21 protein-coding genes are annotated in these 22,707 nt (G+C 38.1%); 11 read left to right on the forward strand and 10 right to left on the reverse strand.

The window, feature by feature from the left end; genetic code table 11:
* The 10 genes from G630_RS0101300 to G630_RS20245 all read left to right on the forward strand — a co-directional run bounded on the left by G630_RS0101300 (window position 1) and on the right by G630_RS20245 (window position 10,151).
* Window positions 1-939, forward strand: coding sequence for a D-alanyl-D-alanine carboxypeptidase family protein (locus G630_RS0101300; protein WP_022759994.1), 939 nt, complete (start codon window positions 1-3; stop codon window positions 937-939).
* 114 nt (window positions 940-1,053) lie between these two features.
* A complete protein-coding gene (locus G630_RS0101305; protein WP_022759993.1) occupies window positions 1,054-1,473 on the forward strand; it encodes a hypothetical protein in 420 nt (139 codons plus the stop codon).
* Window positions 1,474-1,538: 65 nt separating this feature from the next.
* Entirely contained in the window at window positions 1,539-2,954 is a 1,416-nt protein-coding gene (locus G630_RS20235; protein WP_022759992.1) for an HlyD family efflux transporter periplasmic adaptor subunit, read from the forward strand.
* Between the two features lie 94 nt (window positions 2,955-3,048).
* Complete coding sequence (locus tag G630_RS20240; protein WP_022759991.1) at window positions 3,049-3,576, forward strand: cell division protein SepF; 528 nt, start codon at window positions 3,049-3,051, stop codon at window positions 3,574-3,576.
* Between the two features lie 62 nt (window positions 3,577-3,638).
* Window positions 3,639-4,742, forward strand: a complete 1,104-nt coding sequence (gene aroB, locus G630_RS0101320) for a 3-dehydroquinate synthase (protein ID WP_026497495.1) — start codon at window positions 3,639-3,641, stop codon at window positions 4,740-4,742.
* 15 nt (window positions 4,743-4,757) lie between these two features.
* On the forward strand, window positions 4,758-5,297 hold the full coding sequence (lspA, locus tag G630_RS0101325; RefSeq protein ID WP_022759989.1) for a signal peptidase II: 540 nt from the start codon (window positions 4,758-4,760) through the stop codon (window positions 5,295-5,297).
* Window positions 5,294-6,238, forward strand: a complete 945-nt coding sequence (locus tag G630_RS0101330; protein ID WP_026497497.1) for an RluA family pseudouridine synthase — start codon at window positions 5,294-5,296, stop codon at window positions 6,236-6,238. The genes lspA and G630_RS0101330 overlap by 4 nt, the downstream gene beginning before the upstream one ends.
* A gap of 86 nt (window positions 6,239-6,324) precedes the next feature.
* On the forward strand, window positions 6,325-6,954 hold the full coding sequence (locus G630_RS0101335) for a cytidylate kinase-like family protein (protein ID WP_026497498.1): 630 nt from the start codon (window positions 6,325-6,327) through the stop codon (window positions 6,952-6,954).
* Window positions 6,955-7,036: 82 nt separating this feature from the next.
* Window positions 7,037-7,630, forward strand: a complete 594-nt coding sequence (yfbR, locus tag G630_RS0101340; RefSeq protein ID WP_026497499.1) for a 5'-deoxynucleotidase — start codon at window positions 7,037-7,039, stop codon at window positions 7,628-7,630.
* 52 nt (window positions 7,631-7,682) lie between these two features.
* Complete coding sequence (locus G630_RS20245; RefSeq protein WP_044958384.1) at window positions 7,683-10,151, forward strand: adenosine deaminase; 2,469 nt, start codon at window positions 7,683-7,685, stop codon at window positions 10,149-10,151.
* Window positions 10,152-10,296: 145 nt separating this feature from the next.
* Here G630_RS20245 and G630_RS0101350 read toward each other — a convergent pair whose 3' ends face one another.
* The 5 genes from G630_RS0101350 to G630_RS0101370 form a co-directional block, all read right to left on the reverse strand.
* Entirely contained in the window at window positions 10,297-10,779 is a 483-nt protein-coding gene (locus G630_RS0101350; RefSeq protein WP_022759984.1) for a DUF6672 family protein, read from the reverse strand.
* Entirely contained in the window at window positions 10,772-11,878 is a 1,107-nt protein-coding gene (locus tag G630_RS0101355) for an ABC transporter permease (protein WP_022759983.1), read from the reverse strand. Before G630_RS0101355 ends, G630_RS0101350 begins: the two co-directional genes overlap by 8 nt.
* A complete protein-coding gene (locus G630_RS0101360; protein WP_026497500.1) occupies window positions 11,875-12,945 on the reverse strand; it encodes an ABC transporter permease in 1,071 nt (356 codons plus the stop codon). The genes G630_RS0101355 and G630_RS0101360 overlap by 4 nt, the downstream gene beginning before the upstream one ends.
* 13 nt (window positions 12,946-12,958) lie before the next feature.
* Window positions 12,959-14,545: a sugar ABC transporter ATP-binding protein gene (locus tag G630_RS0101365; protein WP_026497501.1), complete on the reverse strand. Its 1,587-nt coding sequence runs from the start codon at window positions 14,543-14,545 to the stop codon at window positions 12,959-12,961.
* A 67-nt stretch (window positions 14,546-14,612) separates the two neighbouring features.
* Window positions 14,613-15,929, reverse strand: coding sequence for a DUF3798 domain-containing protein (locus tag G630_RS0101370; protein WP_026497502.1), 1,317 nt, complete (start codon window positions 15,927-15,929; stop codon window positions 14,613-14,615).
* Window positions 15,930-16,146: 217 nt separating this feature from the next.
* Here G630_RS0101370 and G630_RS0101375 point away from each other — a divergent pair, with 217 nt between their 5' ends.
* Complete coding sequence (locus tag G630_RS0101375; RefSeq protein WP_022759979.1) at window positions 16,147-17,658, forward strand: carboxypeptidase M32; 1,512 nt, start codon at window positions 16,147-16,149, stop codon at window positions 17,656-17,658.
* A 66-nt stretch (window positions 17,659-17,724) separates the two neighbouring features.
* On the opposite strand, the gene G630_RS0101380 is transcribed toward G630_RS0101375, so the two are convergent.
* The 5 genes from G630_RS0101380 to G630_RS0101400 all read right to left on the reverse strand — a co-directional run bounded on the left by G630_RS0101380 (window position 17,725) and on the right by G630_RS0101400 (window position 22,696).
* Window positions 17,725-18,894 carry an NAD(P)-dependent malic enzyme gene (locus G630_RS0101380; RefSeq protein ID WP_026497503.1) on the reverse strand — a complete coding sequence of 390 codons (1,170 nt, stop codon included), beginning with the start codon at window positions 18,892-18,894 and terminating at the stop codon, window positions 17,725-17,727.
* Window positions 18,895-18,994: 100 nt separating this feature from the next.
* Window positions 18,995-19,888, reverse strand: coding sequence for an Ig-like domain-containing protein (locus G630_RS0101385; RefSeq protein WP_026497504.1), 894 nt, complete (start codon window positions 19,886-19,888; stop codon window positions 18,995-18,997).
* A gap of 92 nt (window positions 19,889-19,980) precedes the next feature.
* Complete coding sequence (locus G630_RS0101390) at window positions 19,981-20,694, reverse strand: DUF975 family protein (RefSeq protein ID WP_026497505.1); 714 nt, start codon at window positions 20,692-20,694, stop codon at window positions 19,981-19,983.
* Window positions 20,695-20,905: 211 nt separating this feature from the next.
* On the reverse strand, window positions 20,906-22,165 hold the full coding sequence (locus tag G630_RS0101395; protein ID WP_022759975.1) for a 6-phosphofructokinase: 1,260 nt from the start codon (window positions 22,163-22,165) through the stop codon (window positions 20,906-20,908).
* Window positions 22,166-22,348: 183 nt separating this feature from the next.
* Window positions 22,349-22,696, reverse strand: coding sequence for a hydrogenase maturation nickel metallochaperone HypA (locus G630_RS0101400; protein ID WP_026497506.1), 348 nt, complete (start codon window positions 22,694-22,696; stop codon window positions 22,349-22,351).
* Between the last annotated feature and the right edge of the window lie 11 nt (window positions 22,697-22,707).

Below are 22,707 nucleotides of genomic sequence, written 5' to 3' on the forward strand. Positions count from 1 at the left end.
ATGCTTTGTATTGCGCTTGTTTTTTCTGTTTTTTTATGCGGTTGTGCTGACAAAGAGTATGCTTTTCCATATAAAATTGCATCAACTGAGTATAATGAATTCGGAGTTGTTGTCATGAAGAGCTTTGCCGCTGATCTCTGTGTCGCAAACGGAGATATTGGTGATTCGCTTACATTAAGCGATAATACCTGCTGCGGTCTTTTTGATTTGAACAATAAAAAGACTTTGTATTGCAAAAATGCACAGCTTCAGATTGATCCTGCATCACTGACAAAGGTGATGACTGCGATAGTTGCTCTTAAAAACGGTTCTCTTGATCAACTTTTAATTGCTGATTCTGATGTATATGTAACTGAGGATGGCGCTCAAAAGGTTAACCTTAAAGAAGGTGATTCCATGACTTTGGAGCAGGCTCTTCATTTACTTCTTATTTATTCGGCAAATGATATAGCGATGCTCATTGCAAAGAATATCTCCGGCAGCGTGGATGCTTTTGTTGAACAGATGAATGCCGAGGCTAAGGCAATCGGTGCAACTCATACTCATTTTATGAATCCCAACGGATTAACTGCCGATGATCATTATACATGTGTATATGACATGTATCTTATGTTCAATGAAGCATTAAAGTACGACAAATTTAATGAAATTATCAGAATGTCGGCATATTCTACGCAGTACAACCAGGCTTCCGGTGATCTCAAGGATATTGAGGTAAAAAATACGAACGGCTATATCAACGGTAATTATGAGATGCCTGCCGGAATTACTGTTCTTGGGGGAAAGACAGGAACTACAAATGCCGCGGGTCATTGCCTGATTCAGCTTGCTTCGGATACCTCCGGAAATAATTATATTGCTGTAATTATGCGTGCAGAGGACACCGAAACACTTTATCGTGAAATGTCTGATTTGTTATTGCAGATAACGGGTGCGTAAATTATAATATTATTATTAAAAGAGATAAGCGTTTTAGATAATACCTAAAGCGGTAAAATCGAACATTTCCGAGCCTTATCTCAAAAAAAATAACACACACTGGAGGGTATGGATATGGTTCAATTAATTGTTGGGAATAAGGGAAAGGGCAAGACAAAATGCCTGTTGAACAAGGTCAATACCGAGGTTAAGAACATTTTAGGTAATGTTGTATTTCTTGACAGAAATACAAAGCACATGTTTGAACTTAACAACAAAGTTCGCCTTATTGTAGTTCCGGAATTTATGATTGAGAATTCAGACGAATTTATCGGTTTCGTCAGCGGCGTGATTTCACAGGATCACGATCTTCAGCAAATGTATTTTGATGGTTTCCTCAACATTGCTTGTCTTGAAGGAAAAGATATCACCCCTACAATTGAAAAGCTCGAGCGTTTGAGTGAGAAATTCAATGTTGATTTCGTACTCAGTGTTTCAATGGATGAATCTGAGCTTCCTGAAAGTGTAAAATCAAAGGTTGCAATGGCGCTCTGATTATAAATTTAGAATAGGATATCGATAAGTCGCGGCATTGTCGCGACTTATCTTTAGTTTAAAATATGGTAAAAAAGAAGAAGAACAAGATAACACGATATCCTTCTTTTCTGCATATAAATGTCGGGATTATATTCTTTGCATTTATGATGGTATATGTTGTTATCTGTGTTTTCAGTTATTTCAGTAAAAAGCATATTGTCGGATATGAAGTAAGAGAAGGCTCTCTTTCCTCAAATAATATCTACGAAGCTGTAGCACTTCGGCAGGAAAAGGTTGTTGAAGCATCGAATGCAGGTTATGTAAATTATTTTGCTACAGAGGGTCAAAGGGTTGCAGTTGGAAATCTTGTATACACAGTTGATGAATCGGGCGACCTTCTTGAGTACCTTAAAACTCAGGGTACTGAGCAGGCAGCACTTTCCGATGATGATTTAAGTGAACTTCGTTCTCAGATAGTCAGCTATAGTGAGGACTTTGATCCAAGATCATTTTCCACTGTGTATGATTTTAAGAGTAGCCTTGATGGTACCGTTCAAAAGCTGGCTAGTGCCAGTGTTCTTCAAAGTATTGAATCACTTAGCGGAAATGCATCGGCCTTGAATAGTATTAATTACTGCTATTCATCGGATACCGGAATAGTTCAGTATTATATTGATGGCTATGAAAATATTGGGCTTGCAGATCTAAGTAAGGACCTTATGGATAGCACGAAATATGAGAGAAAGCAGCTAATAAGTAATTCTCTTGTCGGTGTTGGGGATCCTGCTTTTAAGCTTTCGACAAATGAAGACTGGATGATAGCTATCAATGAGAATGACCTGGATAAGGTAAAGGCTCTCGCGGAAAGAGAATATGTTAAGGTCAGATTTTTAAAAAATCAGGATGAAGTGTGGGGGAAGGTATCCTATGTAACAAATGATGCAGGTGACACTTTTGTCGGACTTTCATTCACAAACTCGATGATTACTTTTTCAAAAGACAGATTCCTTAATGTTGAGCTGATTACGGAAGAGGAAAAAGGACTTAAAATTCCAAATTCATCAATAGCAGAAAAAAGCTTTTTTGTTATACCGAAGGAATATGTATCCAAAGGTGTTAATAATACTTCGACTGTACTGAGAGATAAGTATGATGAAAACGGTAAGGAATCACCTGAAGTTATAGAGATTGAACTCTATAATGAGAATGATGAAGCTTATTATGTTGATGACGATGTACTTAGAGCCGGAGATTTACTCATTAAGTCGGATTCTCAGGAGAAGTTTACTATCAGTACAAAGGACACGCTTGTTGGCGTATATAATATCAATAAAGGTTATGCTGATTTCAGACAGATAAGTATACTTTATCAAAATGAGGAATATGCTATCGTAAAATCAAATACAAATTATGGATTAAACGTTTATGATTATATTGTTCTGGATGCCTCGACAGTTAAAGGAGACGTTAAGAACCTTGACACTTCGAGCGAAAACTAGCATAATATAATAGTTGTATATATGTATCTATTAATAGGTAATAATTATACCAAATTAGTTACATAGAATTATTTGGGGATTAGGAGTATATCACATGAGTGTAATGGATAAGTTTTTGTCAGCTATGAAGCTGAATGGGGATGATGAAAGTGGTTACTACGATCAGGATGATGATGCTTATTATGATAGCCCGATAGAGCCTATACATAAAGCTAGCTCTTTAGGTAAAGATGATCCTTCAATCGAGATAAATGAGGAGAGACTTACAAAGAAACCTGTTGCTGCACCAAGACCTGTTCCATCAAGAAACAGAGGTGTTGGCGGCATGGAGGTATGTGTTGTTAAACCCACCTCTATAGAGGATGCACGTGAGATTACAGAGACCCTCCTTAATAATCGTACTGTTGTACTTAACCTTGAGGGAATAGATGTTGAACTTGCGCAGAGAATTATTGATTTTACTTCAGGTTCTTGTTTTGCAATAAACGGTAATCTTCAGAAGATTTCCAGATATATATTTATTGTTACACCTGCAAGTGTAGATATATCGGGTGATTTTCAGGATATATTAGGTGGAGCTTATGAGGGCTCACTTGGTAGCATCGGACCTCAGCAGATGTAATTTTATAAATGATTTTTTGAGGCAGAAGCTTTTTGCTTCTGCCTTTTTGTGAGGACTTAAGTATGTCAGAAGTTTTGAATGTACAATATAATAATGAACCATGTTATGACATAGTTTTGGATGACAGCTTTGAAGGATTGGCTGAACGAATATCAGGGCTTGGTTTTTCCGGAAGAAAGATTGCTATAATAACTGATACAAATGTTGAGAAGCTATATGCAGAACAGATAAAGGAGTGCCTGGAGACAGTTTCTCCTACAACAGTTGTATATGCCATTCCGGCAGGTGAAGAGAACAAAAATCTTTCAGAGATTGAAAAAATATATCAGGTACTTATTGATAACCATTTTGACAGGCATGATCTTATAGTTGCCCTTGGAGGCGGTGTTGTAGGCGATATGGTCGGATACACTGCTGCAACGTATCTCAGGGGTATTGCGTTTATCCAGATTCCTACAACGCTTCTTGCTCAGACGGACAGTAGCATAGGCGGTAAGACAGGAGTTGATTTTAAAGGCTATAAAAATATGGTGGGCGCTTTCTATATGCCTAAACTTGTATATATGAACGTCAGCGTTCTTAATTCTTTACCCGGTGAGCAGTTTGCTTCGGGATTTGCAGAGGTTATGAAGCATGGTCTGATAAAAGACTCCGATTTCTACATGTGGTTAATAGATAACATGTATGAGATAGAGGAAAAAGATCCTGAAACGCTCATGTCTATGATCAAAAAGAGCTGTTCAATTAAGAGAGCTGTGGTTGAAAAAGACCCTACTGAAAAAGGTGATAGAGCACTTCTTAATTTTGGACATACAATTGGCCATGCTATAGAAAAATATAAGGACTTTACACTTTTTCATGGAGAATGCGTAGCACTTGGCTGTGTGGCTGCAGCTTTTATTTCCTGGAAGAGGCAGATGCTTTCGATGGAAGAGTATTATGAGATAAGAGACATGTTTGTTCCGTTTGGACTCCCCATTTCAGTAACTGATATTGATGCTGAAAAAGTTATTGAACTCATGCATTCTGATAAAAAAGCAGATGGAAATACAATTAAATTTATCCTTTTAAAAAAAGTTGGAAAAGCTGTCATTGATCCATCTGTTACAGATGATGAGGTTAGAGAAGCATTAAAGGAAATTACCTGGACGGACGACTTTGAATAATATTTGGAGCATTTTATGAATAAGATTACTACAAGAAAAAAAATATGCCTTATTGTTGATTTGATATCAATGATTCTTCTTGTTGCACTTGACCAGTTTACGAAATTTCTTGCGGTCGAAAAGTTGCAGGGGAAGGAATCCTTTGTAATTATAAAAGGGGTACTTGAACTTACATTTTTGAAGAATCATGGTGCCGCTTTCGGAATTCTGCAGAACCAAAAAATATTTTTTGTTATGATTGCGGTAATGATAATTTTGGTTATAGGATATGTTCTTTTTCAGCTTCCCCTTGAAAAGAAATATACTATACTACAGATAATACTGGTAATGATTGCAAGTGGCGCTGCCGGGAATATGATTGACAGAATTAGAAATGAGTATGTTGTTGATTTTATTTCGTTTGTGATCATTAATTTCCCTATTTTTAATGTGGCTGATATATATGTCACTGTTTCCACTATTTTATTTATTATTCTTTTCCTGTTTTATTATAAGGAGAAGGACTTTGATTTTCTTAGCTTTAAACAGCAGAAAAAGTACAGGGAGTTAAAATGACGGATACTTTTGATAAAGAAAACAGAGTAAAATACATGGCCGGAGAGGATAATGACGGAGAGAGAGTTGATAAGGTTATGAGCTCTCTCTCTGATTCTATGTCCAGAAGTTATATCCAAAAACTCATAAAGGATCAGAAAGTTTTTGTCAACGGAAAACCTGTGAAAGCAAGTTTTTCTGTATCTGAGGGCGATATACTTGAAATGGAGATTCCAAAGTCCATTATTCCCGATATTGAGCCGGAAAACATACCGCTTGAAATAATATATGAAGACAAGGACGTTCTTGTTGTAAATAAACCGAAAGATATGGTTGTTCATCCTGCAGCCGGACACTATACAGGGACTCTTGTTAATGCACTTATGTATTACCTTGGAGATGATCTTTCCGGAATTAACGGCGTGATGAGACCCGGTATTGTTCACAGAATAGATAAGGATACTACGGGATCTGTAATAATATGCAAAAATGATATTGCGCACAGGGCTATTGCTGATCAATTAAAAGAACACAGCATCAATCGTGTATATCATGCTTTGTGTCACGGGATTATTAAAGATGATGAGGGGACAATCACAGGTAATATAGGAAGATCTGTATCTGACCGAAAAAAGATGAGTATAGTACCTGAGGGACAGGGAAAAACAGCAGTTACTCATTATAAAGTTTTAAAGCGTTTTGAAAAGGACAAAATGACATATGTTGAATGTCATCTTGAAACAGGAAGAACTCATCAGATAAGGGTTCATATGGCGCATATCGGACACCCTTTATTGGGAGATACTGTATATGGGCCATCCTTTAAAAGCAAATTCAAGCTTCAGGGACAATGTCTTCATGCCAAAACACTTGGATTCAAGCATCCTGTGTCCGGAGATTATATTGAAACCGATGCGCCATTGCCGGATTATTTTCAGCATCTGCTTGAAATATTAAGCTGAATTTCCCACTTTTTTCTTAATTACCGGCATACAATTATGGTATAATGTATTCAAATATATGAAATCTTTTAAATGGAGGTTTTATTATGAATACAATCATAACAATAGGCAGACAATTTGGTTCAGGCGGACGTGAAATTGGTGGAAAGGTAGCTGAACGCTTCGGTATTAAGTGTTATGATAAAGAACTTTTGACCAGAGCGGCTTCTGAGAGTGGCTTTGCGCAGGAAATGATTCAGGATCACGATGAGAGGCCGACCACATCATTCCTATATAATCTTGTCATGGATACGTATTCATTTGGATATAATTCCTCCAGTTTTGTTGACATGCCTATCAGCCATAAGATTTTTCTTGCACAATTTGATACCATCAAGAAAATTGCTGACGAAGGCCCTTGCGTAATTGTCGGAAGATGTGCCGATTATGCGCTTTCGGAGTATAAAAACGTTTTAAATATCTTTATACACGGTGATGAGGATGATAAGATTGCCCGTCTGATGGAGCGATATCCGGATGTTACCAATAAAGATAAAGCACTCGAGATGATGCTTAAAAAAGATAAACAGAGACAAAGTTACTATAATTATTATTCCTCAAAGAAATGGGGAAGATCCGATACTTATGATCTTACAATAAACAGCAGCGTTCTGGGTATAGATGGCACAGTTGATCTGATTTGTCAGTTTGTTCAGGATTTTGAAAACAGAGACTAACCGGTTTAATCTTATTTTACAGACTTATGAAAGGATTAAAGGAGCAGACTTTTTGCTGTTTGCTCCTTTTTGATATCAAAATATGGCTTACAATTTTTTCGCTATTATCTCCAGGATGAAATATATCGAAAGATGGGCGCTTATGCGTAACTCAAGGCAGGAGAATCTATGCGAACACTCCCTTGAAGTTGCTATGATTGCGCATGCTCTTTGCGTTATTGGAAATGTAAGATATGGAAGAAATCTAAATGCGGAGAAGGCGGCTCTGATAGGGCTTTATCATGATGCTTCGGAGATTATTACCGGTGATATGCCGACTCCGGTAAAATATTACAATGAAGAGCTTAAGACCGCATATAAACAGGTAGAAGCAATTGCTGATGTGCAGCTCTTACATAAGCTTCCTGAAGATCTCCAGCCATCATTTGAGAAGATATTTAAAACTCAGGAAGGCGAAGATGAGCTTTATATGAGAAAGCTTGTAAAAGCCGCAGATAAACTATCTGCATTTATTAAATGTATTGAGGAAAAGAATGCGGGTAACAGTGAATTTAAGACGGCTGAAAAGAGCACACTGAAATCTCTGAATAAATTAAAAAGAGAATTACCGGAGGTCTTGGACTTCATGGATGATTTCCTCGAGCCTTATGGTAAAACGCTTGATGAACTTTCATAATTGAATAATATTCATCAATATACTTGTCTTATCTTAATATGAGGGATGTTTAATGACTTATTTCACCTGTTTTTTTCTTGATGCAGAAAAGGATATAATTGTAAGTCTCTATAAGGACTTGGACAGACTTTATTATGTATTGTCCACTCCGAATCATCATACAGGGAACCTGATCAGGAATCTTGCATCAATATGCAAATTGCCTCTTACTCAAAATGAGGAAGGTTTATTTGTCATTGAGGGTGAAGTTCCGTGCTTTGTAGATGCAGATAACTGTGAGTCTTATATTTTCAGCCTTGGAGACATTGAAATTGCCGATATTTTCCCTGATGGCCGTGTTGATCTAAAGGCTACAATTCCGGCTATAGCCAAGACTCTCATGAGTCAGACAAAAAACTACCAGCTTGATCTTTCTAAAACAATTTTCAAAACCTATGTAAATAAAGAACTTAAATTCAGGGCTGATCTTCACACACATATGAATGGCAATCTGCCCGGGGATATCTTAATTGCACTGGGAATTTACCATCAGATAAGATACCCTTTGTATTATGTAAAAAAGCTTGATTTAAAACTTACCAATGAACAATGGGATAAGTTAAATGCACAAAGAAGTAAAGTTGCAAGGCAGTTTATCTCTTCGGGACTTGAAGGAAAGTACTTGGACAGAAGAATTAATGATAATACTTTTATTAATTTTGCTGATCTTATTTTAAATAACCTTGATAATGCAGAAATGAATATAGTAAAGATACGCGGTTCTCTTGCGGTTATAAAGGATGGACAGGCCGTTTTTACTAATCTTGAGAAGGTTTATCTTTACAGATATGTTTTTTGTAAAGCAAAGGAAAGTGAAGATAAGATCAGATTGGGCAATATAGACCAGATTCCTGATGAGGATGTAAAGGTTCATGTGAAGCAGATGCTAAAGGACAAGGAAAATCCTGATTATACATCAAATACTATTTTTCAGGATAAGCTGCTTTGGATTGCAAGAAACTATAAAAAACAAGGTGTTTGTTATGCGGAAATAAGCGATACGACACTTGTTAAGAAATATGAATCCGTAGAAATGCTCAAGGAAGTCCATGATGTGATGCCTAAGATTTATCAGGAAACAGGCGTAATGATAAGATTTCTTGCTGCTATGAGAAGAATTCCGCTTACAATTGTAAAAGACGCAATAACTCCTGCCGATTATCTTGAACAAAATTTGGAGGTCCTCAGAGGCACATTCCTTGATCCTTATGTTGCAGGCTGCGACTTTGTCGGAGAAGAAATAAACGATATTATCACCCTTAAGCCTGTATTTCGAGAGCTTGTAAAGTTTGCCGCTATTGATCCGTCTTTCGTTATAAGGGTCCATGCAGGAGAAAATGACAGCTTGAAGGATAATATTTCACATAGCATTAATTGTGTTAAGGATTGCCTTCTTCCGGGGCAGTCTATGCCCAGAATGAGGCTTGGACACGGCCTTTATACCTACTCACCACGGTCTAAAAAAGGACGTGAAGTAATAAAACAGCTAAAAGAGAATAATATAGTTCTGGAATTCCAGCTTACAAGTAATGTTCGTCTAAATAACCTGAACTCGCTCAAAGATCATCCGCTTAAGTATTATTTAAAACAGGGAATCAGATGTGTACAGGGTACAGACGGGGCGGCTCTGTACGGTACCAGTTCGATTGATGAACAGCTTTCTTTAAAGAAAATGCTTGAACTTACGGATGATGAACTAAAACTCATGAAAGACGCGGAAACAGGCATAATAGAAGAGGGGCAGATAGCTTATTCCGATAAAAAGGCTGCTTTTATTTCAATGCTGAAAAATCGTGATATGGAGGAATTTTTGCTTGAAAAGATGAAGACTGTAAGAATAACAAAGTCTTCTTCAAGAAAAGTAAAAAGATTTGATGCAAATAAAGAGCTTATGGATGAAATTAGTGAAATTACCTGGGATCGTTTTCCTGTTGTTCTTTTGGGTGGCAGTTTTAATACCGAAAAACGTGCGACAAATATCACCCCGGACGGAAAAAAACAACTTGATGCTTTATTAAAATTCATGAATCCCGATGAAGTTTGTTTTATAATAGGCCATAAGCTTTCAGGATATGAAAAATATTTAATTGATCACAATTCAAAAGGATTTAGAATTTATGCCGTAGTTCCTATGCTAATCACAAAGAGTGAACGTGATAAATTAAAGGATGCAGGTGTGTATATACGTGTTTCCCCTGAAGCTGAAGGAATGGGGATATATAAAAGCTTCAATTACGAGATATTTGAACGAAGACCCTCCATGGTAGTTGCCTTTGACGGAAACAGCGCTGCCGCCAATTTGATTCAGGAAGCAAAAAACGGAAAAGGTAAATCCGTAATATTTATTTGGAGTCATTCCAAAACATTAAAGCAAAAGGCAAAATCCTTGCATGGATATGTAAAATACTTTGATAATGAGAATCCTATAGTAAACGAACTAATGCAGCTTCAAAGCGAATTTGGTGATAAGGAATTACATTAAACCGGAATTTTCTGCAATGATATTATTTTATATCTACACACCAAAATGCACATATTACAACTACTATCGTGAAAAACACATGCATTATAAAAGAGACAAAATCATTTTGATCTTGTCTCTTTTGATTTAATTATGCTATTGGAATTTATTCACCGAAATCCATAAGTCCTTCGGTTTCATCAGTTACAACTTCTTCATCTTCAAGTTCTGCAGCTGATGGTGTCGGAATAAATTCTGAAATATATGCATCCTGCGGTAATCCTGCAAGCATTGCCGGAAGGTTTAATATAATTCCGTCCATATTATATGGCAAAGGAAGTCCTACCTGAATCTTGGAGGTTTTACCATCTTTTTCCTTGGTTACAAGAAGCTGCATATTGAAGTTTTGTCCCATGGTATCAACCATACCACGTTCGCCCTCTTTAATAGATGCTACCTTTTCGCCGTTTACGAGGACATCTATCTTATAAGGAACTTCGTCTATTGTTTTTCCACCATATTCAAGTGGTTTATTATCAAAATATACTGTATGTCCTCTGCCGATTATAAACATGGCTGCTGCAATCAGGACGAGGACTACAAGAGCTATAATGCGATATATCAGGACTTTTTTCTTTGATTTATCCATTTACTTCCTCCTCCTGAGACAAAGCAAGCTGTTGGCTCTCTTTTGATTTATTCTTTCTCTTATTTGTCTCATACATTATAAGTGCAACTGTAATAACCGCATAGGAAACAAATACGCGGAAATACTCTCCTATCATGGAATCGCCTGTAATAACAGTTCCAGCCTTAGGAGCAACGATAAACATTGTGTGGAAAAGTATTATTCCAAGGAATACATTTCCGATAGATGCTTTATCTACAGAAGCACCTCCGACAAGGAGTGCTGCAATACAGAACATACCAATCTGTGAATGTGAGCTGTAGGTTGCAATATTACCCATATTCTGGAGATAGATGATCATACCAATGCCTGCAAATACTGTAGAAAGAACCATTGATATAATTCTGGTACGCTCAACATCTATTCCGGCATCTCTTGCTACTTCCATATCCTGTCCGACTGCTCTCATATCCTGACCAAGCTTAGTCTTTCTGAACCAGATGATAACAAGGCATAATAAAAACACGATAATGAAAGTTGCGACAGGAATCTTTACTCCTGCAATGGTAAGAGGAATAAGGTTATCAAGCTTTTGTCTCATGGATAAAAGAGATACTGTGTTTCTGACACCATAACCTCTGGGAAGCTTGATTGTACCATGCTTAATTGGAATAACAGGTCCCATAAGGTAAAGTACAACAAGCTGGTAAATACCGTTGATAAAGAAACTTATAATATAACTCGTGATCATCTCACGGCCTTTAGCCATATTGAGCACTTTTCCGCAGAAAAGACCAAGCAGTGCAGAAATCGGGATTGAAATGATCATGGCAAGTACCATACCGGGGATTCCGACAATCTGCCAATCACATACAAGTATAAGACCAATCTCTCCTGCCATAGCTCCCAGAGTCATTGAAAAGTTAAGACCCATTCCGGCCATAATCGGAATAAGAAGGCTAAGGATCAAAAATGCATTTCTTCCCATTCTGGTAACAATCTCATTTGCCAGATAGCTCGGAGAAAGTCCTGAAATCGGCGCACATACCGCACATATAAGAAGAAACATAAGAGGTACTGAAAACCTTCTGAGGTAATCGCCTAAACTATTTTTACTCATTTTGCTCCCTCCGTTTTTCTTGTAAGTGCATACAGAATCATACCGTTGGAAACAATTATTCTGATAACCTCACTCATATCAAGATGAATCATATTGTTCATTACTGTAGGTGTCATTGTTACAATACCCTGGAAAAGGATTGTTCCGATAATAACGTTCATAATTGAAGCTTTATTAACGGATGCGCCACCTATAAGGATTGCGGATACAGCAGGAAGCGCCATGTAAAAAGGTGCCATATAGAGCTGAATAAAGCCAAATCCCTGCTCATAAACAAGAATGCCTATAGCTGCAAGCCAGGTGGACATTACAACGGAAATAAGTCTTATTTTGTTTACATTAATTCCTGCAGATCTGGCAAATTCAGGATTTGAACCAACTGCAGTCATAGCGGTTCCTGTCTTTGTATGAAGGAAAGCCCACATAAGGAAAGCAAGAAGCGCAAAGAAAATAAGGGCTCCCGTAGGTATTGAAAGATTACCTATATTGATCTGAAGAATCTTTGCAAGAGCCTGAGTATAGTAACCTTCAAGGGAAATTGTAGTTCTGAGGCCTTTGCCTGCCATACCCCATACCATGTTGGGACTGTGGTAAGGAAGAAGAAGCCACATCATACACATAAGAGAAACTGATGAAAATCCAACATATGTTGCAATCATCATCTCTCCACCCTTAATTTTGTTAAGTAGCCAACCGTAAACACTTCCGAATACCAGAGCAAAGGGTGTTGCAAGAAGAATTGCCATGAAGAATGACATAGTTCCCGTAAACCCAAGCTCTATTGAAAGTGTTGCACCAAGAAGTCCGGAAATAATTCCAAGAGGAAGGCCGAAATTCAGTCCGCAACCGGAATGAACCATAGGTACCATTGCCAGTACAAGAATTCCGTTCCAGCTAAAGCGGTTAATAATATTTGAAATCTGTGTGGGTAGATCAGCTCCCACAAAGGGCGAAACAATAAGTAAAAGTACAAGAAAACCGGTAATAATAAGTCTCGGAAGGCCGAAATCCTTGGCTATGCTTCTTGCCCTATCTTTAAATGTGATCGTAGTTGTCTGTTCACTCATCACGTATTACTCCTTAACAGTTTTGCAGCATAAGCTCGCCGAATTTTTCAAGCTGTTCACCTGCAGGGAGTATACCTGCAACCTTTCCGCCTGAAACGATCGCTATTCTGTCACAGGTTCTTCTAAGCTCTTCCAGCTCGGAGGATACCATGACAATTGTTACGCCTTTTTCTTTATTGAACTTTTTCAAAGCATCAAGCACCAGTGATTTTGCACCTACATCGATACCTCTTGTAGGTTCGCTTACAAAAAGCAGCTTAGGTTCAAGAGCAAAGGCTTTTGCAAGACATACCTTCTGCTGATTACCACCTGAAAGCTCTTTTGCTTTCTGAGTTGAGCTTGTGCACTTAATTTTAAGTTCATCAATGTATTTGTCGGTGACTGCTTTAATTGCGGAGTCATCTCTCCATTTAATCATGCCTCCGAGATATTTTTTCAAAAACTTGTCCTGAATCTGCATTGCAGGGAAAGAAATATTCCACTCTAGGGATTCGTCTAAAAGAAGACCGACTCCTCTTCTATCCTCTGATACAAAAGCAAATGAAGAATCAAGACATTTTCTCGGATTATTTAAGGGAATATCATTGCCTTCGAAAGTAACGGTTCCTCCGGCCTGATATAGTCCCATAACACCGTTCGGAATACCAAGCTTACCCTGACCTGCAAGGCCGCCGATACCTAAAATTTCGCCCTCTCTGACGTCAAGATTGACATTTCGCACGGTTTCACCAGGCATATCAACCCAAAGCTTTCTGATAGACATAACGATCTTCTTGTCAGCTCCGAGATCTTCGGTAACATAATTGGCATCGGAACCCGCTACGTCACGGCCGACCATCCATTTAGTGATATCAGCAACACTTGTTTCCTTTGTTGCGGATTCGTTAACTACATAGCCATCACGCATGGTAATGACTCTGTCACATACCGAGAGAATTTCTCCAAGTCTGTGTGTTATGAAAATAACAGCAATACCTCTTTTAGACATGCCTCGGATAGAATCAAGAAGAGCTTCCGCCTCTTTTTCTGTCAAAACCGCAGTGGGTTCGTCAAGAATAAGAAGCTTTAACTGCTCCTTTGAAAGCTCTCTTGCAATCTCTGTAAACTGCTTATGGCCTACAGGCATGTTTGAAGTAAGCATGTTTTTATCTATATTAACGCCCATTTTCTGAATAGCTTCATCGGCGCGTGTATCCATATCCTTACGATCCAGTGTATCCATACGGTCACTGAAAAGCTGTGAAAGAACACTTGTTTTCTTTGATTCTCTGTTTAATAAAATGTTTTCTGTAGCCGTAAATCCGGGAATAAGTGAAAATTCCTGATGTACCATTCCAATACCTGCGGCAATGGCATCAAACGGGGACTGAAATGAAACCTTTTCACCGTTCAAAATAATATCTCCGCCATATCCGCCTGTTTCACGTATGGAATCTGCTCCAAACAGAATTTTCATTAGTGTGGATTTTCCGGCACCGTTTTCTCCGCAAAGACCTATTACCTCGCCCTCATTCAAGGTAAGGTTGATGTCGGTAAGGACCTGATTGCCAAAGAAGTCCTTTTTTATGTTTTTCATTTCAAGTAGTGGTGCTTTACCCATTATTTAAAACCTTTCCATACCTCAAAATATGGGGAGATAAAAAGCATCTCCCCACATAAGGTAAATCTTATTTTGTTGTGAAGTACTTCTCAGGAACCTCAACCTCGGTTGAACCCATGTATTTTCCTGGATCACCCATGATGTATGTATCCTGGTAGATCAGGAAGGTGTTGTCTGCCTTAACGCCTGTATCTGCGTTGGTGTAGTTGGAACCATTCCATGCTGCACCGGGTGAAAATACTTCGTATGCCTTTGAAATATCATCGATATTTGTGAGTTCGCTCTTGCCATCGATTACATTCATAGCATGCTGTGCAAGACCTGCTGAAACAGTGTAGCCATAAGAATAAGCCCATGTTCCGAATCTGCCTGCGCCGCCTTTTTCTACAACTGCGCTCTCAACCTTAGCAAGGATCTTCTCAAAGTCTCCTGCCTCTTCTGTGAGGTCAAGACCAAGTGCTCCGGGATATCCCATAAGAGGTGAAGGAAGGTCTGCTTCGATGAAGTAACCACCGTTCTCAAGAAGTCCTCTGAGAAGGGGCTCTGTGTGAGCATCATTTGTACAGAAATATGCAGAATTCTGACCGTACTTTTCAACCCACTCCGGAACGTGCTCTGCAATGTAAGCCTGTGCTCCGGGAACACCTACGTCTGTTGTCGGATCGGGAGCTGACTCCATAACGAATTCCATGCCGAACTCTTCACAAGCAGCCTTCATAATAGCAACACGACGGCTCATTGTCTCATAGGACAGATGACGAGGGAATGAAATGTGAACAAATGTATCACATCCAAGCTCGTGTGCTGTACGGATGATAAGATATCCGCGAGCAACGAAGTCGTTGTTACATACAAGATCAGCGGCACTTCCGATTTCAGGAAGATCCTCGTGAGACTCACCTGCGATACAAATGATGTCAGGTCTTCTCTCCTTAATCTGACGGAATGCTTCTGTTGTTCCGGGAATAGCCTGGTTTACGATGATAGCCTTCATATCAGCATCATCTGAAAGATTTACGATTGTCTGGATAGTTGTCTCAAGCTCTTCAGTGAAGTTGTCGGGATAGGTTGCAAGAATAACTCTGTCCTCTCCGTACTTTGCCTGAAATGCCTCAGCACCTCTTCTGTCATCCTCAGACTGGGATACAGATCCTGTTGCAATACCAATATGGTAATCTCCGGAAGCTTCCTCTGTAGCTTCCTCTGATGTTTCAGCATCAGCTGTTTCATCATTTGCTGCATCTTCATTAGTATCTGCAGCGGTCTCTGTCTGTGCAGTATCCTCTTCTACAGTCTCGATAGTAGCAGCGCCGCTATTACCACAAGCCATAAGCATTGTAGAGAGCATAACGGTGGCGGTCATAACACCAATTAACTTTCTCATACACTTTCCTCCTTTGAAGTTTTAAAGCGTTAACTTTATAAATGCAATTATATATAGAGAAAACTCAAAAAACACAATAAAAAATATCAATTCAGATATTAATTTCTTCATGATTTGACAAATATTTTTCATTCTTTTTGTAAAAGTTATCCTTATTGAAGGTTAACATAAGGTGATATACAATAAATATTATTATTTTCAGAAAGAGAGAACGAATATGACAAAGGAAACACAGGAAAAATTAAATTATATTCTTAATGCGTCTAAAGAAATCGAGACGTATAATCATGCATGCAGAATTTTATCCTATGATCAGGAAACAATATGCCCCGTTAAGGGAATGGAGACTCAGGGTGAGGTATCGGCTTTTCTCAGTAATCAGGCATTCAAAATCGCTAAAGATGAGAAGTTCACTGAAGCTGCGGAATATCTCTATGAACACAAGGACGAACTTACTGAATGGGATGCTGCTTTAGCAGATCAGCTTCACAGAACATACATCAAAGAAAAAAACATAACCCCCGAGAAGAATATGGAGATTTCACTAGTTTACAATAAGGCCTTTGTTGACTGGTCCAAAGCAAGGGAAGCATCCGATTTTTCCATGTTCAGGGAATCATTTAAAAATGTCTTTGAGATGAACAAGGAAATAATCAAATTAAGGGATATTAGTGCCGGAGGTTCGGTATATAACCAGCTTCTTGATGATTACGAACGTGATATTACAACCGATGTTTTGGATGAATGCTTTGGAAAGTGCAAGGAAAGATTGCTTCCTCTTCTTGAAAAGATTATGAAGAGTAAAAAGAATATCAGAAGAGATTTTTTGGATATAGAGGTTACCGACGAGCAGCAGGCAAATATAGCAAAATGGCTTCTTGAAACAATTGATTTTGATCTTGAAAGAGGTGCATTTACAACTTCTGAGCATCCGTTTACAAACGGACTTGGTAAGGATGATGTACGTGTTACTACTCACTACTACCCCAATTACTTTATTGGAAGCATGTATTCAATAATACACGAGGGTGGTCATGCTCTCTTTGAAATGCTTGTTCCCGAAGAAAACCACGAACACTTTATAAATGGTGGAAAGACAATGGGAATGCATGAGTCTGTATCAAGGTTATATGAGAACAGAATTGGCCGTTCAAAGGAATTTGTAAGTCTCATTTATCCTAAAGTGTGTGAAGTATTCCCTCAGGTTATGAAGGATGTTTCCGAAAACGAATTATATGAAGCACTAAACATTGTTGAGCCATCCCTTATCAGAACTGAAGCAGATGAGCTCACTTATACCTTCCATGTAATAATCCGTTATGAAATCGAAAAGGCACTTTTTGAAGGTACTCTTTCTATAGATGATGTTCCAAAGGTATGGAATGAAAAATATAAAGAATACCTTGGAATTGAGCCTGAAAATGACAGGGAAGGCGTACTTCAGGATGTTCACTGGACCTTTGGCTTTGGATATTTCCCTGCTTATGCTATCGGTAATATGTATAATGCTATGTACTACAATCGTATGAAAAATGAAATCGACATAAATAGTTTGGTTTCTAAAGGCGATTTTAGGACACTGAATAATTGGATGGCTGAAAATGTGTTTAAGAAAGCAGACCGTCTTTCTCCTTCTGAATGGATAAAAGAAATCACGGGAAGAACACTTACAGCTGATGATTTCCTGGATTACCTGGAAGAAAAATACACAGAATTATATAATTTATAACTTTTTACTTTAAGAAAAAACGGCCCGAAGTATTATTATACTTCGGACCGTTTTGTATTTTTGGTTTTATATTCTTGCTACTCCGCATTCTCTTGCAGCTTTTGCTACAGCCTCAGCAACGGCAGGTCCCACTCTCTTATCAAAAGCAAGCGGAAGAATGTATTTTTCGTTTAATTCATCAGATGATACAAGATTAGCAAGTGCATAGGATGCAGCCTGTTTCATCTCTTCGGTTATGTCCTTTGCCCGTACATCCAGTGCTCCGCGGAAAAGACCGGGGAAACAAAGAACGTTGTTAATCTGATTGGGATGATCACTTCTGCCTGTGCCGACAACTGCTGCACCGGCTTCAAGCGCTTCCTCAGGCTCAATCTCAGGAACAGGATTTGCCATAGGAAAAACAATAGCTTTTTCATTCATGGACTTAATCATATCCTTTGAGACTATATGAGGAGCACTGACGCCGATAAATACATCAGCACCTTCCATTGCGTCTGCAAGCTTTCCGCTGAATTTCTCGGGATTTGTAATATCTGCCATCTCTGCCTGGGCTGAATTCATCTCGACGCCTTCACAGAGAATGCCGTTTCTGTCAACCATTTTCAGGTGTTTTATACCAAGATTAAGAAGGTGTTTACCAATAGCAATACCTGCGGAACCTGCGCCGTTGATTACCACTTTTGCATCAGAGATTTCTTTACCTACGACTCGCAGTGCATTGATAAGCGCTGCACCAACAACCACTGCTGTTCCATGCTGGTCATCATGGAATACGGGAATGTCACAGAGCTCCTTTAATTTCTTCTCAATTTCGAAACATCTCGGTGCTGCGATATCCTCGAGATTAATACCGCCAAAAGAACCTGAAATAAGATAAACAGTACGAACTATTTCATCGACATCCTTGCTTCTGATACAGATAGGAAAAGCATCAACATCCGCAAATTCCTTAAAAAGAGCACATTTACCCTCCATAACAGGCATTCCTGCTTCAGGACCGATATCCCCGAGACCAAGAACAGCTGTACCATCTGTTATAACAGCTACGAGATTATGACGTCTTGTAAGGGTGTAGGATTTTTCGTAATCCTTCTGGATTTCAAGACAGGGCTGGGCAACTCCTGGAGTATAAGCAAGTGAAAGATCTTCTTTATTTTCAACTTTTACTCTTGAAACAACTTCAATCTTACCCTTCCATTCTCCATGCAGACGCAGTGACTCTTCTGAATAGTTCATCTTCTCATCTCCTAAATCATTATATATTTTGTATAAATAGGAATTTTATATGTATAAAAATTCCACATACCATTTTATGGCATGTGGAAGTAAATAGCTATTATAAATTTGGTAATTTCTTTAAAATAAATTTCCAAATACTCTTAGTGGGACGTGGAAGATAATGAACACCGTCTCTTGTATCAACTCTCAAATTCTTTTTTACTATATAATTATATAAATCGATTGTTGCTACATGATTTTTCTTGGCCCATTTTTTCAGGCCTTTGTTATAATGTACCATTAAATTGTTTGTAAAACATATAAGACCTATTTCATCAAGATATGCATCCTTTACGGGACCAACAGTACATAGAATAAGCTTCTTTTTCATTTTTAGTAGTTCGTTATAATATTTGCGATAAACTCCAAAATTACCTCTGTCATTAGCCCCCATCCATGAAACGACTACATCATAAGAATCGGGATCAACTTCGTTAAGGACCTCGTCTATGTAATCATGCTGAGCTCCGCTTCTGGCATAAACAAACATTCCATTCCTGACATCACCGCACAATTCATTGTTTTTTACATTGAACATATAAACCGAACGTGAATCACCTATAAACAGAATTCTTGGGATGCTTTCTTTTACTTTAACGGTTAAAGTGGCAAAAAGATGATGGTTTCTCTTAATCTGTATTGTTGTGGTTCCCAGGTTATGAGCAACGATATTTCCATTTTTATCTATTGTTGCAACAGATGGTTTACTCGATTTAAATTTTAAGCCTTTTGTGCTGAGCTTTTGACGATTGTCATAAACCGTAATTTTGAATTCTTCATTAGGAAGAACAGTCTTAGTGAAATATCTGGCGTTTGATCCGACATACAGCTTGTTATCACTGGCGGCACTGACATGTAGTGATGTACTCAGATTGTCTGAAAAAGGGCATGCAAAAAAGAATCCCCAAAATAGAAATATTAAAAAAAAGTATCTTTTAATTCTTGTGTTCATAATAGTTCCCAAAATAAATATATATAATATTATCGCACTAAAATGGCCTGCACAAAAGTACAGGCCAGAAAAATTAATATTATCTTAAGCTTTTACTGTAATACTGTATTCTGCGGATTATAATTCTCTTTAATTGCTGTATAAAGCTCTGCATCCGAACATGCTTTATAAGGGCCAACATAGAAAATACCAAGTATACCGCATGTAAAGAGTGTTAAAATTATCCAGCCAAGGAAGGAAAGATCATAAATAAATGCATTCATTTTTTGACCATTCATCATAGATCTTGAAAGTGTAATGGCATCATTGGAGTCCATATCAGGATTTTCAGCCATGATATATGGAACGAGCCTGTATGAATAGCCTTTTATAATTCCGGGGATAATAAACAATAAAGTCCACAGAGCCTGAAATAAATGAGTAAGAAACATGGTCTTTACAACATTCTTCCAGTTATTCTTAAGACCAAATGCTATATAGCCAAGTTCAGCCTTGGGCTCAACGCGGTTCATTATAAAGAACTTCTGGCATCCTACTTCAAGGGGGTTGAATAAAGCAATCTTAATAATGATACCGATAATAATAGCTATTCCTGCAGCTCCCAAAATTGCTGTTATAATTGCGGGATCAATTTCGGAAATCCATGATCCGCTTGAGCTGGCACTATTCTGGGTACTGTTATAAGCTGATCCGCCTGAGCTTCCGCCTACGCAAATGCCAAGCACTACTGAAGCTACAACACAATACCAGTAGTTCTTTTTCATGTTGAGCTTACCGTTTTGTTTAAGTAGTGAATTTGTCCACATAATTAATCTCCCTTCAAAAACAAGTTTCCTTTTATATATATATTATATCAAATTGTGCATAATTAAAGTACAAATTTAGCAAAATATATTGAAATAATATATCTTTTATGCAAATTATCCGATTAATTATAAAAAGGAGTTGCCTAATATTAGGCAACTCCCTCCCCCAATAACAGTGGTGTAACACAGATTATTGTCAATATTGAAGATATTATAAGAGTTCCTGGAATCCGGGTACGAAAAGATGTCTCGGAATACCATCTACCATGATCGGTCCAACATCACCCTGGATAAGAGGACGAACATAAGTAATAAACTCATCAGTTACATATGTACCTTCTTTATTAATCCATTCTCTGGGAACAAGACGTTCATCATTTGCAATCTTATGAACATCCTTAACCTCTGTTCCTGCCTGATAAGGATCATCTGAAAGTCTCTCGATAACAACCATCTTACCGCTGTCACCTTCATCAGCAGCCTTCATGGCAGCACCGCCAACCTCATATGCTTCAAGAATATCCACACGTGAAGCACAGTGGCTTGCAGCTCTCTGAAGAGTTGAAAGTTCAATAGCTCTTGTTTTACAACCGATTTCTGTTGAAAGAACTGTGCAAAGATATCTTGCAGTACCTGTAAGCTGCTTATGTCCAAATGCGTCTACATATTCAACGCCGTTGTCATACTCGCTGATATATTTACCATCTTTATCATGAATACCCTCAGAGATTGCAATAACAACGTTGGCTTTCTCTTTAAGGAGTTTTCTGACTTTATCTATGAACTTCTTAACGTCAAAAGGAAGCTCGGGAAGATAGATTGCATCAGGACCATCACAGTCCTCTCCTCTTGAAAGAGCAGCTGAACCTGTAAGCCAGCCGGCGTTTCTACCCATGATTTCAACGATAACAACCTGACCATGCTCGGTCTCAAGACTCCAACCATCACGAATAATCTCTTTTACGGAAGTACCGATGTACTTTGCTGCAGAGCCATATCCGGGTGTGTGATCAGTAAGTGCAAGGTCATTATCAATTGTTTTGGGACATCCTACAAATCTTACTGTGGATCCCGAAATAATTGCATAATCGGAAAGCTTTTTGATGGTATCCATTGAGTCATTACCACCGATATAAATAAAGCAATCGATTTCCAAATCAGTCAGTATCTGGAAAATCTTCTCATATGTCTCTTTGCTTTCGAATATTTCCGGAAGCTTATAACGACATGAGCCAAGATAAGCCGAAGGTGTTCTCTTTAAGAGCTCAGCATCAAGACCTGTCTTAATGTGCTCTGCAAGATCAACATAACGACCTTCCATAAGACCCTGAACACCATGGATCATTCCGTAAACCTTCTTGTATCCACGATCTATAGCTGTACGATAAACACCTGCAAGTGAGGAATTGATTGCAGCTGTAGGTCCTCCTGACTGTCCAACAATAACATTTCTCTTCTCCTTAGTTGCCATGGCTATGAATACCCCCTTACCTAGTTTTGTATTATGCAACATGCATATATTTTATAATAAAAATCCTATGTTGTCATTAAAAATGTATAAGAAAAAAATACAAAATACGCAATAGATTAAAAAAACTCAACTTATATCAGGGATATAAGCTGAGTTTTTCGTTAAAATATATTAATTTTGCAATCATTCCTGTACTTCAATTTCTTTTATTAGAAATTCATTACCCTGTACAAGATATGTGTGTTCACTGCCGCAAAAGGGACATATTCTTCCGTGGGCAACGGTTCCATATTGCTTCTTGCAATCCTGACACTCAGTTATCGCAGGAATTGTTTCGATTAAAAGTTCTGTATTTTTAATAAAATCCTGCTTCTCTGAAGCCCACTTCCAACAGTCAGTCAAAAAGTGAGGAATTACGGTTGAAACTTCACCAAGTTCAATTGTAACCTTCTCAATTTTTTCAATTTTGTTTTCTTCTGCGACCTCTTTAAGATCATCAATAATATGAAATACTACACCAAGTTCGTGCATAAAAAACCTCA

The organism is Butyrivibrio sp. WCD2001, from assembly GCF_000424485.1.
GTDB lineage: Bacteria > Bacillota > Clostridia > Lachnospirales > Lachnospiraceae > Butyrivibrio.

What these genes read in the sequence shown, in the direction of transcription:
- lspA (WP_022759989.1), top strand. Translation starts at nt 4,758, where the DNA reads ATGAATAAGATTACTACAAGAAAAAAAATATGCCTTATTGTTGATTTG.
- G630_RS20245 (WP_044958384.1), top strand. Translation starts at nt 7,683, where the DNA reads ATGACTTATTTCACCTGTTTTTTTCTTGATGCAGAAAAGGATATAATT.
- G630_RS0101335 (WP_026497498.1), top strand. Translation starts at nt 6,325, where the DNA reads ATGAATACAATCATAACAATAGGCAGACAATTTGGTTCAGGCGGACGT.
- G630_RS0101380 (WP_026497503.1), bottom strand. Translation starts at nt 18,894, where the DNA reads ATGAACTATTCAGAAGAGTCACTGCGTCTGCATGGAGAATGGAAGGGT.
- G630_RS0101375 (WP_022759979.1), top strand. Translation starts at nt 16,147, where the DNA reads ATGACAAAGGAAACACAGGAAAAATTAAATTATATTCTTAATGCGTCT.
- G630_RS0101385 (WP_026497504.1), bottom strand. Translation starts at nt 19,888, where the DNA reads ATGAACACAAGAATTAAAAGATACTTTTTTTTAATATTTCTATTTTGG.
- G630_RS0101330 (WP_026497497.1), top strand. Translation starts at nt 5,294, where the DNA reads ATGACGGATACTTTTGATAAAGAAAACAGAGTAAAATACATGGCCGGA.
- G630_RS0101370 (WP_026497502.1), bottom strand. Translation starts at nt 15,929, where the DNA reads ATGAGAAAGTTAATTGGTGTTATGACCGCCACCGTTATGCTCTCTACA.
- G630_RS0101390 (WP_026497505.1), bottom strand. Translation starts at nt 20,694, where the DNA reads ATGTGGACAAATTCACTACTTAAACAAAACGGTAAGCTCAACATGAAA.
- G630_RS20240 (WP_022759991.1), top strand. Translation starts at nt 3,049, where the DNA reads ATGAGTGTAATGGATAAGTTTTTGTCAGCTATGAAGCTGAATGGGGAT.
- G630_RS0101305 (WP_022759993.1), top strand. Translation starts at nt 1,054, where the DNA reads ATGGTTCAATTAATTGTTGGGAATAAGGGAAAGGGCAAGACAAAATGC.
- yfbR (WP_026497499.1), top strand. Translation starts at nt 7,037, where the DNA reads ATGGCTTACAATTTTTTCGCTATTATCTCCAGGATGAAATATATCGAA.
- G630_RS0101400 (WP_026497506.1), bottom strand. Translation starts at nt 22,696, where the DNA reads ATGCACGAACTTGGTGTAGTATTTCATATTATTGATGATCTTAAAGAG.
- G630_RS0101365 (WP_026497501.1), bottom strand. Translation starts at nt 14,545, where the DNA reads ATGGGTAAAGCACCACTACTTGAAATGAAAAACATAAAAAAGGACTTC.
- G630_RS0101350 (WP_022759984.1), bottom strand. Translation starts at nt 10,779, where the DNA reads ATGGATAAATCAAAGAAAAAAGTCCTGATATATCGCATTATAGCTCTT.
- G630_RS0101355 (WP_022759983.1), bottom strand. Translation starts at nt 11,878, where the DNA reads ATGAGTAAAAATAGTTTAGGCGATTACCTCAGAAGGTTTTCAGTACCT.
- G630_RS0101395 (WP_022759975.1), bottom strand. Translation starts at nt 22,165, where the DNA reads ATGGCAACTAAGGAGAAGAGAAATGTTATTGTTGGACAGTCAGGAGGA.
- G630_RS0101360 (WP_026497500.1), bottom strand. Translation starts at nt 12,945, where the DNA reads ATGAGTGAACAGACAACTACGATCACATTTAAAGATAGGGCAAGAAGC.
- G630_RS20235 (WP_022759992.1), top strand. Translation starts at nt 1,539, where the DNA reads ATGGTAAAAAAGAAGAAGAACAAGATAACACGATATCCTTCTTTTCTG.
- G630_RS0101300 (WP_022759994.1), top strand. Translation starts at nt 1, where the DNA reads ATGCTTTGTATTGCGCTTGTTTTTTCTGTTTTTTTATGCGGTTGTGCT.
- aroB (WP_026497495.1), top strand. Translation starts at nt 3,639, where the DNA reads ATGTCAGAAGTTTTGAATGTACAATATAATAATGAACCATGTTATGAC.